Below are 11,186 nucleotides of genomic sequence, written 5' to 3'. Positions count from 1 at the left end.
CTTGCCGGGCACGATCGGTTTGACTGTTGCCGGTTTCTTCGCCGCAGGTTTCTTGGCAGCGGCCTTCTTCGGCGCGGCCTCAGACTTTGCCTCGGCTGTCCTGGTTGCCTTCGCCGCCGGCTCGCTCTGAGCGGGTGCGGCATTGGCGAAATTCGGATGAACGACCTTGCCACCGTCGGTCAGCATCGTCGCCTTGACGAGATCGTCCTCGCGATTGATCGCAAGCTGCTTCGTGCCCTTGTCGACCATGGTTTCGAGGAAGGCAAAGAGGTTCTTGGCGTAGAGCAGCGAGGCAGATGCCGCGACCCGGCCCGGCACATTGAGATGGCCGACGATCTTGACACCGTTTGCGGTCGTCACGACCTTGCCAGGCACAGCGCCCTCGACATTGCCGCCGCGCTCGACCGCCAGATCGACGATGACCGAACCGGCCTTCATCGAGGCGACCATGGCCGCAGACACCAGCTTCGGCGCCGGACGGCCCGGAATGAGTGCCGTGGTGATGACGATGTCCTGCTTGGCGATGTGCTCGGCGGTGAGTGCCGCCTGCTTGGCCTGGTATTCCTTGGACATTTCCTTGGCGTAGCCGCCGGCGGTTTCGGCCGCCTTGAATTCCTCGTCCTCGACGGCGAGGAACTTAGCGCCGAGCGAGGCGACCTGCTCCTTGGCGGCGGGGCGCACGTCAGTCGCCGTCACGATACCGCCAAGGCGGCGCGCCGTGGCGATCGCCTGAAGACCGGCAACGCCGACGCCCATGACAAAAATCTTTGCCGCCGGCACCGTGCCCGCCGCCGTCATCATCATCGGCAGCGCCCGGTCATATTCGGCAGCACCATCGATGACGGCCTGATAGCCGGCGAGGTTGGCTTGGCTGGACAACACGTCCATCGACTGGGCGCGCGTGATGCGCGGCATGAATTCCATGGAAAATGCCGTGACGCCTGCCTTGGCCAGTGCCGCCACCGCAGCGTCATTGCCGTAGGGGTCCATGATCGCCAGCACCGCAGCGCCCGCTTTATAGCCTTTCAGCTCCGCATCGCTCGGCCGGCGCACCTTCAGCACCACATCGGCCTTGCCCGCGTCCGACACCTTGCCGATTTTCGCACCCGCTGCGGTGAATTCGGCATCGATGATGCGCGAGTTCAGGCCGGCACCAGTCTCGACAATCACGTCAAAACCAAGCGCGGCAAGCCGTTTCACCGTATCCGGAGACGCCGCAACGCGCGGCTCGTTCAAATCAACTTCCTTGGGGACAAAGATCGTCTGCGCCACGGCAGGGCCCTTTCGGCTGGAACACCATCCGGCGCGAACCGGCTGGAGCGCCAGACCCGCACCGCAAGGAGAAGTCTGGAAGGATTAGCGGAGGAGAAATCCGCCGACAGCGCAGACAATCAGGAACAACACCGTCGCCGAGAAGAAGCCGGCGCTGGTGAAGAAGCCGAAGGCCATGGCGATGAGGAGAGCGCCGACTGCAAGCGAGCCGTACTTAGCGAGCGTCAGGAACCCGGAATAGGTGCGCTCGTGCTCTCTGTAGTCCATCTCGGCGCCCATCTCGAGCGGGCCGGTCGGCGTATGGTCTGCCATCTAAAGTCCCTCCGGAAACATTCCATGCGCACATAGCGAAAAGCTGCGCCGAGGGCAATGCCTCGCGATGTCGCGATAACATTTAGCAACACTGAAACAGTCTTTAGTTTTTCGCGTTTAACCCGCGGGCCGCCAACGGCTAGCCTCCGTCCTTCCCGTTGAATGGAACTGGAGGCCGATGATGATCCCCACTGAGCGCTTCGACTGGAACGGCACGAGCATCGCCTGGGGCTCCATCGGCAGCGGTCCGCCGCTTGTGCTCGTCCATGGCACGCCCTTCTCGTCCCATGTCTGGCATCGCGTTGCGCCGGAGCTTTCGCGCAGCCACACGATCTATTTCTACGATCTCCCCGGCTATGGATCGTCGGGGAAATTCGAAGGCCAGGACGTATCGCTCGGTATCCAGAACGAGGCGTTGGCGGCAATGCTGGCATTCTGGCAACTGGACCGCCCGGACGTCATCGCCCATGATTTCGGCGGTGCAACCGCGTTGCGGGCGCATCTGCTCAACGGTTGCGATTATCAGCGGCTGCTTTTGATCGATCCCGTCGCCATTCGCCCTTGGGGCTCGCCATTCGTCCGGCATGTGAGGCTTAACGAGGCCGCTTTCGCCGGCGTTCCCGACTATATCCAGCTCGCAATCCTGAAAGCCTATATTTCCGGCGCGGTCGCGCGGAAACTTTCCGACAGCGAGCTCGAGCCATATGTCGCGCCATGGACCGGCCCGACCGGCAAGCCGGCCTTCTACCGCCAGATCGCCCAGATGGACCAGCGCTTCACCGACGAGGTGCAGGACCGCTATGGCGAGCTTCGCTGCAAGGTGGCCCTGCTGTGGGGCGAGGAAGACCAGTGGATTCCGCTCGAGCGCGGCCGAGAACTCGCCGCCATGCTGCCGAACTGCGCATTCGCGCCCGTTCCTCGATCCGGCCACCTGATGCAGGAGGATGCGCCGGAGGCAATCGTGGCGGCCGCCGTGCGTTTGTTCACGAACTGACATGATTTGAAATAAACCGTGCGCATCCTGCAACAGCCGAAAAGGAAATCGGCAGGGCGTGCATTTGTACCTTTGGCTGGCCAAGCCACACTGTTAGGAACCGCCATTCCCGAAAAACTTGCGCATGAGATTTCCGTTGCGGGCGCGCACGCCATTTGGAATGGAATATGACTTCTCTACGACCCCTGACCCTTTTCCTCGCCGTCATCCTGTCTGCGACCACGGCGAACGCTAACGACAAGCCGCTGATCTGGACGCCGGTGAAGAATTCCAGCGATTCCTATGCCATGCGCATGGGCAGCCGCCTACCGACCGACTGGGAAGCCAGCGCCGGCACCGAGGTCAGCTTCGCCGGTTCCAATCTTGAAAAGTTAACGCGGCCCAACAGACCGGTGAATTTCTGGGGCTCGTTGAAACTGCCCTCCCCGGGCGGCAAGGCTGCGACGAACACCGCCGACGTCAGCGTCAGGCTGAACGGCCTGACCGGCAGCCGCTCGGTTTCCGTGAGCCGGTCGCGCTCGCTGACATTGACGCCGGAATTCGCCGCGCAGCTCGACGATTTCTACACGTTGAACTACGACCATGGCGGCGATCGCCGCATCGACATGCGAACCACCAGTTCCGTCCGCATCCTCTCATCTTCAACAGGCACATCTTTCTTCGCGCGTGGCTCACGCTCGACCCGCGATCAGGAATGGCAGGCAAGCGTCGGCGTGGAGCAGAAGGTGCTGACGGGCATTAACCTTCGCGCCAACATCGATAATCTGGCACGGCGGCACAAGACCGGCAGCTTCGGCGCCAGTTATGCGCATAAATGGTAGGTTGAAGAGGCGATATGGCCTCAGGCATCCCTTTTTAAGTTTGCGCCGCCCCTCATCCGCCTGCCCGGCACCTTCTCCCCGTATAGTGACGGGGAGAAGGAGGAAGCTCCAACGCCGACCCCTCCCTCTCCCCGTTCTTCACGGGGAGAGGGAGGGGTGAGGGGCAGCAGCTTCGACAACAGCATCAATTGTTGACGTCTGCGCTCTTATGCCAGCCAGCGCTTGCGGCGCTTGTAATGCTTCACGTCCTTGAACGACTTGCGCCCTTCGCCGGCGACGCCGAGATAGAACTCCTTGACGTCCTCGTTTTCGCGCAGCGCCTGGGCCTCGCCGTCGAGCACGATGCGGCCGGATTCGAGGATGTAGCCGTATTTGGCATAGCGCAGCGCGATGTTGGTGTTCTGCTCGGCAAGGAGAAAGGAGACGCCCTGCTCCTCGTTGAGCTTCTTCACGATCTCGAAGATTTCCTCGACCAGCTGCGGCGCGAGGCCCATCGACGGCTCATCGAGCAGGATCATCTTCGGCTTCGACATCAGCGCGCGGCCGATCGCCGTTATCTGCTGCTCGCCGCCTGAGGTGTAACCGGCCTGGCTGGTGCGCCGCACTTTGAGGCGCGGGAAATATTCGTAGACGAGATCGAGATCGGCGCGGATGGCGGCGGCCCCATCGCGCCGGGTGAAGGCGCCCGTCATCAGATTGTCCTCGACCGACAGATGGCCGAAACAATGCCGCCCCTCCATGACCTGGATACAGCCGCGCCGCACAAGCTGGTTGGGTGAAAGTGACTGAATCTCGTCGCCTTCGAAGACGATGGTGCCCTTGGTCACCTCGCCGCGCTCGGCGTGGAGCAGGTTGGAAATCGCCTTCAGCGTCGTCGTCTTGCCGGCCCCGTTGGCACCGAGAAGTGCGGTGATGCCGCCCTTCGGCACTGTCAGCGAAACGCCCTTCAGCACGAGGATGACGTGATCGTAGATCACCTCGATGTTGTTGACCGAGAGGATCGGGGTGGCGGGTTCGGACTGCGGTGCGGCGTTGGTCATGCTGGCTCCGGTGGTGAGACTTCCTTCTCCCCTTTCGGGCTCCGAAGGACGGGCCGAGACCTTTGGCTCGACCCGGAGAAGGTAACCCGAAAGGCCGGATAAGGGGCGGCGCTTCCTTCGATGAAGATGGTCAACGTCGGCACAGCCCCTCACCTGTCTGCCGGCATCCTCTCCCCGTAAAAACGGGGAGAGGAAAGCTGTCATTACATCTTGCACTCTTCGTTGATCGGCCAGGGCGCGTTGGCCTCGGCGTATTTCTTCGCCTCGGTCTGAACCAGCGGGTCGATCATCTCAGCATCCGCAGTGATATGGTCGGAAACCTTGACGAATTTCGCGCCGTCCCATTGCAGCATCCAGCCGCCGGCATGGCCGGCATGGTTGTTGCAGGCGGTGGAGAACGGCGCGATCATGCCGTCCATGCCGATTGCCTTCAGCGCCGCCTCGTCGAGCTTGAGGTTCTCGAGACCCCAGCGAAGCTGCTCGGCGCTGACCACCTTCGTGTTGAAATGCGCCTGCGCGGCCTTGATGCCTTCGACGGTGAACATCGAGATCAGCACGCCGCGCTGGTAGAACACCCAGTCGAACTCGCCTTCGCCGATTTCGGCCTTCTTGGCGTCGAGGACGTATTTCTTGATGTCCTGCATGACCGAGGACTCGGAATGCGGCAGGCTCCACGAGATCGAGCGATAGCCCTTGCCGGCCTCACCAACCGACTTCATGTCGCCGTCATGACCCGACCACCAGATGCCGACGAACTTGTCCATCGGGAACTTGGTCTTGGCAGCTTCGGTGACGGCGCCGACATTCATCGCGCCCCAGCCCCACATCAGCACGAAATCAGGACGCTCGCGGCGGATCTGCAGCCACTGCGCCGACTGGTTCTGCATTTCCTTCACGCCAACCGGAATCGGCAGCAGGGTGAAGCCGTATTTCTCGGCATAGGCCTGAAGCAGTGGGATAGGCTCCTTGCCATAAGGCGCGTCGAGGTGCAGCAGCACGATCTTCTTGCCCTTGAGACTGTCGAGATTGCCCTCCGAAATGTTCTTCAGGATCATCGAGGCGCCGTCCCAATAGGAGGCCGGCGGGTTGAAGGCCCACTGGAACACCTTGCCGTCGGACATTGGCGAGAAGCCGTAGCCCGGCGCCAGGATCGGGATCTTGTCGACATTCGACTTCGGCAGGACCTGCAGGGTGATGCCGGTGGACCAGGGCTGCGTGACGATGCTTGACCCCTTGGTCTTTTCGTAGCACTCGGCACCCTTCTCGGTGTTGTAGCCGGTCTCGCATTCGTCATAGACCAGCTTGACGCCGTTGACGCCGCCATCGCGCTCGTTGAGCATCAGCATGTAATCGCGCTGGCCGTTCATCAGCGGCGTGCCGGTGGCCGCGAACGGCCCGGTGCGATAGGACAGGTTGGTGACATTTACAGCGTCCTCGGCCAAAGCGGGGGACGCGCCAAGCGCCGCCGCAAGAGCGAAGACCGCCGGAAGCAAGGCGGATTTCCTCATAAGTGTCTTCATTGCCATTTCCTCCACGTGGTCGTTTTTCCATGACGGACCGGGGAAACCACCCCCCGTTTTCAACGACCGCCCCCGCGGCCGCTATCTTTTTGACCATGATCTTATCCAAAAACCGGCTGCCACTTTTTGGGATCATGCTCTGCCTCAATGCGGGAACGGCCAGATGACCAGCTTCTCCCGGATGATCGCCCACAGCCTTGCCAGGCCATGCGGCTCGAGGATCAGAAAGCCGATGATGGTCGCCCCCACGATCATTGTATTGAGATGCTCGACCATCGCCGAACTGACCGGTAGGCCAAGCGCGCCCGGCACGAACGAGATCAGCACCGGCAGCGCCACGATCAGCACCGCGCCGAGATAATTGCCGAGGATCGAGCCCATGCCGCCGATGATGACGATGAACAACACGCGGAACGACAGTGGAATGTCGAACAGCACCGGCTCGGCAGCACCCCGCCACAGGAATACGAACAGCGCACCCGCGACACCGACGATGTAGGATGAAACGGCGAAGGCCGAGAGCTTCGCCTTCATTAGATTGATGCCGACGAGTTCGGCGGCGATATCCATGTCGCGCACCGATTTCCAGATGCGGCCGATGCGCCCGCGTGTGATGTTGATGGCAAACCAGGTGATCAGGCAGACGACGCACAGCACGAAGTAATACTGCACGACGGCCTTGGCGTTTGGCCCGGCCACCGTCAGCCCGAACATGTCGATGTTCGGTACCTGGATCGCGCCCGAGGAATTGTAGTTGTAGAGCCAGGCCCATTTCTCAAACAACCAGACGAGGAAGAACTGGGCTGCGAGCGTCGCGATAGCCAGATAAAAGCCCTTGATGCGCAGGGATGGCAGGCCGAAGGCAACGCCAACCGCTGCCGAGAAGAAGCCCGACAGCGCGATCGCCACGACGATGTTCAGTTCCGGGAAAATCGTGACCAGCTTGTAGCAGGCATACGCCCCCACGCCCATGAAGGCGCCAGTGCCGAGCGACAACTGGCCTGCATAGCCGGTGAGGATGTTCAGCCCAAGCGCCGCCAGTGCATAGACCAGCACCGGGATCAGCAGCGCGTTGAAGACGAATTCATTGGCGGTTGCCGGCAAGACGACGAAGGCGATGAGCAGGATGAAACCCAGCAGCCAGGCATCCTGCTTCACCGGGAACAGAGCGTGGTCTGCATGATAGGAGGTTTTGAACTGGCCGACGGTGCGGTAGAGCATGGATTACACCCGCTCGATAATACGTTCGCCGAACAGGCCTTGCGGCCGGAACAGCAATACGATGAGTGCGAAGACGAAGGCGAACCAGGTTTCGGTGTTGCCGCCGAGCAGCGGCTGGCCCCAGTAGATCTCGAAAAGCTTTTCCAGAATGCCGATGGCCAGTCCGCCGACGATGGCGCCGAGCACCGATTCCAGCCCGCCCAGCATCAGCACCGGCAGCGCCTTGAAGGCGATGACTTCCAGCGCGAAGGAAACGCCGGCACGCGCGCCCCAGACGATGCCGGTGACCAGCGCAATCACGCCGGCGATGAACCACACCAGCACCCAGATCGTCGACAGCGAGATGCCGACCGAAAGGGCTGCCTGATGGTCGTCGCCGAGCGCGCGGATGGCGCGGCCCATCTTGGAGCGGTTGAGGAACAGGATCAGGCCCGCCACCAGCAGGATCGCGCCGACCACCGCCGTCACGTCCTTCTGCTCTATCGAAACGAAGCCGCCGAAGGGCTCGAACTCGATGCTGCCGGTCGGGATGTAAAGCTGCTCGGTGATCATCACCTTGTTTTCGCCGCCGAAGATGATCTCGCCGAAACCGACGAGGAACAGCGTGATGCCGATGGTGGCCATAAACAGGATCATGTCGGGCTGGTTGACCAGCGGGCGCAGCACCACCCGCTCGATGACCACTGCCAGTATGAACATGACGAGCAGCGTCAGCGGCACGGCAAGCAGCGCCGGTACGCCTTTTTCATGCAGGCCGACCAGCGTGAGTGCGGCGAACACCACCATGATGCCCTGCGCGAAATTGAAGATGCGCGACGATTTGTAGATCAGCACGAAGCCGAGCGCGATCAGCGCATAGAGCACGCCGGCGACGAGGCCCTCCCAAAGCACCTGCAGCAGAAAATCCGGCGCGCCGGCCATGTCGGCAAATGGTTTGACGAGAATGGAATTCAGGAAATCCATGGTGTCAGTTTTTCCTTTGCCCGGTAGCCGGCGCGCCGTTGATGCAAATTACCCCGCCAGATGCGGGAACAGGCCGAGAAGGCCGATGACGATGAGGTAGAACGCGACGATGTAGTTGAGCAGGCGCGGCATCACGAGGATGAGCACGCCGGCGATCAGCGAAACCAGTGGGGTGATGGCAAGCGTCGAGATGGTCATTTCGATTTCCTTTCAATGCGCGACACCGAGATAGGCGTCGATAACGTTCTGGTTGGACTTCACGGCATCGGGTGTGCCGTCGGCAATCTTCTTGCCGTAATCCAGAACGACGACGCGGTCAGAAAGGTCCATGACGACGCCCATATCGTGCTCGATCAGCGCAATCGTGGTGCCGCGCTGCCGGTTCACATCGATGATGAAGCGGCTCATGTCCTCCTTCTCTTCAAGGTTCATGCCGGCCATCGGCTCGTCGAGCAGCAGCAGCGACGGCTCCATGGCAAGCGCCCGGCCAAGCTCGACGCGCTTCTGCAGGCCGTAGGGCAGCTTGCCGACCGGCGTGCGGCGGATGTGCTGGATTTCGAGGAAGTCGATGATCTCCTCGACCTTTTCGCGATGCTCGATTTCCTCGCGCAGCGCCGGGCCATGCCAGAACATCTGCCAGAACAGGTTGCGCTTCATCATCACCGAGCGGCCGGCCATGATGTTGTCGAGCGTCGACATACCCTTGAACAGCGCCACATTCTGGAAGGTGCGGGCGATGCCTTGCCGCACCGCGTGATGCGGCTTCATCGCCCGCCGCTCCTCGCCGCGAAAGACGATGGTGCCCTTCTGCGGCGTGTAGAAGCCGTTGATGACATTGAGCATCGAGGTCTTGCCGGCACCGTTGGGGCCGATGATGGCGCGGATTTCGCCCTTGCGGACATTGAAGGAAATATCGGTGATCGCCTTCACGCCGCCGAAGGACAGCGAGACGTTCTTCACGTCCATCAGAAGGTCGCCGGCGGGAATGCCGTCGTCCGGGGCGACAATGATCAGCGGTTCGGCGCGTGAGTTCATTCCGCGGCCTCCCTGACTGGTTGCACGGCCGGATAGACCTTGGCATCCATGATGCGGACGGTGGCGCGCACGATGCCCTTGCGGCCGTCCTCATAGGTCATGTCCGTCTCGATGAATTTCTCCGTCGAACCGTCATAGAGCGCGGCAATCAGCGGCGCGTAGCGCTCGGAGACGAAGGCGCGGCGCACCTTCAGCGTTCGGGTCAGTTCGCCGTCGTCGGCATCGAGCTCCTTGTGCAGCACGAGAAACCGCTTGATCTGCGCTCCCGCCATCATCGGCTCTTGCGAAAGCCGCAGATTGGTCTCGTCGACGTGCTTGGCGATTATCTCATAGACTTGGGGATGGCCGGCCAGCTCCTGATAGGAGGCATAGGCGATATTGTTGCGCTCGGCCCAGTTGCCGACGGCCTGAAGGTCGATGTTGAGGAAGGCGGCTGTGAAATCCTGCCCATGTCCGAAGGCCACCGCCTCCTTGATGTTGGGGAAGAATTTCAGCGTGTTCTCGATGTATTTCGGCGCAAACAGCGCGCCCGAGGTGAGCTTGCCGACATCCTTGGCGCGGTCGATGATCTTGAGCTGGCCGTCAATATCAAAGAAGCCGGCATCGCCCGTCTTGACGTAACCGTCCTCGGTCAGCGTCTCGGCAGTCGTGTCGTCCTGCTTGAAATAGCCGGAGAACATGCCGGGCGAGCGGAACTGCACCTCGCCGGCGTCCGAGATGCGGAGATCAACATTGGGCGCGGCCGGCCCGACCGTATCGGCGCGCACCTGGCCATCCTTCTGCACGGTGACATAAAGGAAGGCTTCGGTCTGGCCGTAGAGCTGCTTCAGATTGATGCCGAGCGAGCGGAAGAAGGAAAACAGGTCCTGCCCGATCGCCTCGCCCGCCGTATAGGCGACGCGGATGTTGGAAAGGCCGAGCACATTGCGCAGCGGCCCATAGATGAAGAATTTTCCCAGCGCATAGGACGCTCGCCCCGAGAGCGGCACCGGACGGTTTTCCAGGATCGCTTCGCCGTATTTCTTCGCCACGCCGATATAGTGCGAAAACAGCTTGCGCTTCAGCCAGCCGGCATCCTCCATGCGGATCGTCACGCTGGTGAGCAGGCTCTCGAAAATACGCGGCGGCGCGAAATAGAAGGTCGGCCCGATCTCGCGCAGATCCTGCGCCACGGTCTCCGCACTTTCCGGGCAGCACATGCAGAAGCCGGACGTATAGCCCTGCGCGTAGTTCAGGTAGTGGTCACCGACCCAGGCCAGCGGCAGATAGGCGAGCACGCTGTCCCGCTCCGAAAGCCGGTCGAATTCGGCCGTGTCGCGCGCGGCGTTGACAGCATTGATCGCCTTGATCATCACGCCCTTTGAGCGCCCGGTCGTGCCTGACGTGTAGAGCATGATCGAGATGTCATCGCCGCTCGCAGAGCGGATGGTTTGTTCCCAGCGCCCGGCAAGGCCGGCATCGGCCTTCATCAACGCCTCGCCCTTCTCCTGAACGGTGGAGAAAGCGTGCAGGCCGGCAGGGCTATAGTCGCGCAAGCCGCGCGGCTCGTCATAGATGATCTCGGCGAGCTGCGGGATCTTGTCTGCGAAGGACTGGATCTTGTCGACCTGCTCCTGATCCTGCACGACGGCGAAGCGCACGCCGGCATGGTCGAGCACATAGGCCATCTCTTCGGCCACGGCGTCGGCATAGACCGGCACCGGCACGGCGCCCAGCGATTGCGCGGCGGCAAATGTCCAGTAGAGGCGCGGCCGGTTGGCGCCGATCACGGCGATGCGTTCTCCATGCTTCAGGCCGAGCGCCTGGAGGCCGAGCGCAAAGGCGCGGATTTCTCTGAGCTGTTCCGCCCAACTCCAGCTTTGCCAGATGCCGTAGTCCTTGTGGCGCATGGCGGGGCGGGCACCGAACCGTTCCGCATTGCGCAGAAGGTATTTCGGGAATGTATCAAGAACCATGTCGGCGGCGGAAACCGTCGCAACCATGATCAAGCTCCTCCCAGTTCCGCGTT

General features: G+C 61.7%; 11 protein-coding genes. 2 read left to right on the top strand and 9 right to left on the bottom strand.

Annotated elements, in window-relative coordinates; all coding sequences use genetic code 11:
- Both G6N74_RS23420 and G6N74_RS23415 read right to left on the bottom strand, forming a co-directional pair.
- Nucleotides 1-1,272 (bottom strand): Re/Si-specific NAD(P)(+) transhydrogenase subunit alpha (locus G6N74_RS23420; protein ID WP_165120419.1); only part of this gene is annotated, 1,272 nt, incomplete at its 3' end.
- An 84-nt stretch (nucleotides 1,273-1,356) separates the two neighbouring features.
- Nucleotides 1,357-1,584, bottom strand: coding sequence for an aa3-type cytochrome c oxidase subunit IV (locus tag G6N74_RS23415; protein ID WP_165120418.1), 228 nt, complete (start codon nucleotides 1,582-1,584; stop codon nucleotides 1,357-1,359).
- Nucleotides 1,585-1,762: 178 nt separating this feature from the next.
- On the opposite strand from G6N74_RS23415, the gene G6N74_RS23410 reads away from it, so the two are divergent.
- Both G6N74_RS23410 and G6N74_RS23405 read left to right on the top strand, forming a co-directional pair.
- Nucleotides 1,763-2,578, top strand: coding sequence for an alpha/beta fold hydrolase (locus G6N74_RS23410; protein WP_165120417.1), 816 nt, complete (start codon nucleotides 1,763-1,765; stop codon nucleotides 2,576-2,578).
- 167 nt (nucleotides 2,579-2,745) lie between these two features.
- Complete coding sequence (locus tag G6N74_RS23405; protein ID WP_165120416.1) at nucleotides 2,746-3,399, top strand: hypothetical protein; 654 nt, start codon at nucleotides 2,746-2,748, stop codon at nucleotides 3,397-3,399.
- Between the two features lie 206 nt (nucleotides 3,400-3,605).
- On the opposite strand, the gene G6N74_RS23400 is transcribed toward G6N74_RS23405, so the two are convergent.
- The 7 genes from G6N74_RS23400 to G6N74_RS23370 form a co-directional block, all read right to left on the bottom strand.
- Nucleotides 3,606-4,439, bottom strand: coding sequence for an ABC transporter ATP-binding protein (locus tag G6N74_RS23400; RefSeq protein WP_165120415.1), 834 nt, complete (start codon nucleotides 4,437-4,439; stop codon nucleotides 3,606-3,608).
- Nucleotides 4,440-4,642: 203 nt separating this feature from the next.
- Entirely contained in the window at nucleotides 4,643-5,959 is a 1,317-nt protein-coding gene (locus tag G6N74_RS23395; RefSeq protein WP_165120414.1) for an ABC transporter substrate-binding protein, read from the bottom strand.
- Nucleotides 5,960-6,103: 144 nt separating this feature from the next.
- Complete coding sequence (locus G6N74_RS23390; RefSeq protein ID WP_165120413.1) at nucleotides 6,104-7,180, bottom strand: branched-chain amino acid ABC transporter permease; 1,077 nt, start codon at nucleotides 7,178-7,180, stop codon at nucleotides 6,104-6,106.
- 3 nt (nucleotides 7,181-7,183) lie between these two features.
- Nucleotides 7,184-8,143 (bottom strand): branched-chain amino acid ABC transporter permease, encoded by a 960-nt coding sequence (locus tag G6N74_RS23385; protein WP_091915392.1) that lies wholly within the window; start codon nucleotides 8,141-8,143, stop codon nucleotides 7,184-7,186.
- 48 nt (nucleotides 8,144-8,191) lie between these two features.
- The gene (locus G6N74_RS23380; protein WP_091915394.1) at nucleotides 8,192-8,341 is read right to left on the bottom strand and encodes a DUF3096 domain-containing protein; all 150 of its coding nucleotides are present in this window, start codon (nucleotides 8,339-8,341) and stop codon (nucleotides 8,192-8,194) included.
- Between the two features lie 12 nt (nucleotides 8,342-8,353).
- A complete protein-coding gene (locus G6N74_RS23375; RefSeq protein ID WP_091915396.1) occupies nucleotides 8,354-9,178 on the bottom strand; it encodes an ABC transporter ATP-binding protein in 825 nt (274 codons plus the stop codon).
- On the bottom strand, nucleotides 9,175-11,160 hold the full coding sequence (locus tag G6N74_RS23370) for an AMP-binding protein (RefSeq protein ID WP_165120412.1): 1,986 nt from the start codon (nucleotides 11,158-11,160) through the stop codon (nucleotides 9,175-9,177). Before G6N74_RS23370 ends, G6N74_RS23375 begins: the two co-directional genes overlap by 4 nt.
- Between the last annotated feature and the right edge of the window lie 26 nt (nucleotides 11,161-11,186).

It is taken from the genome of Mesorhizobium zhangyense (genome assembly GCF_011045115.1).
GTDB lineage: Bacteria > Pseudomonadota > Alphaproteobacteria > Rhizobiales > Rhizobiaceae > Mesorhizobium_M > Mesorhizobium_M zhangyense.
This window is presented reverse-complemented; position numbering and strand designations above follow the sequence as displayed.

Excerpts from the sequence above, each read along its gene's own strand:
- G6N74_RS23415 (WP_165120418.1), bottom strand. The coding sequence starts at position 1,584 with ATGGCAGACCATACGCCGACCGGCCCGCTCGAGATGGGCGCCGAGATG.
- G6N74_RS23410 (WP_165120417.1), top strand. The coding sequence starts at position 1,763 with ATGATGATCCCCACTGAGCGCTTCGACTGGAACGGCACGAGCATCGCC.
- G6N74_RS23405 (WP_165120416.1), top strand. The coding sequence starts at position 2,746 with ATGACTTCTCTACGACCCCTGACCCTTTTCCTCGCCGTCATCCTGTCT.
- G6N74_RS23400 (WP_165120415.1), bottom strand. The coding sequence starts at position 4,439 with ATGACCAACGCCGCACCGCAGTCCGAACCCGCCACCCCGATCCTCTCG.
- G6N74_RS23395 (WP_165120414.1), bottom strand. The coding sequence starts at position 5,959 with ATGAAGACACTTATGAGGAAATCCGCCTTGCTTCCGGCGGTCTTCGCT.
- G6N74_RS23390 (WP_165120413.1), bottom strand. The coding sequence starts at position 7,180 with ATGCTCTACCGCACCGTCGGCCAGTTCAAAACCTCCTATCATGCAGAC.
- G6N74_RS23385 (WP_091915392.1), bottom strand. The coding sequence starts at position 8,143 with ATGGATTTCCTGAATTCCATTCTCGTCAAACCATTTGCCGACATGGCC.
- G6N74_RS23380 (WP_091915394.1), bottom strand. The coding sequence starts at position 8,341 with ATGACCATCTCGACGCTTGCCATCACCCCACTGGTTTCGCTGATCGCC.
- G6N74_RS23375 (WP_091915396.1), bottom strand. The coding sequence starts at position 9,178 with ATGAACTCACGCGCCGAACCGCTGATCATTGTCGCCCCGGACGACGGC.
- G6N74_RS23370 (WP_165120412.1), bottom strand. The coding sequence starts at position 11,160 with ATGGTTGCGACGGTTTCCGCCGCCGACATGGTTCTTGATACATTCCCG.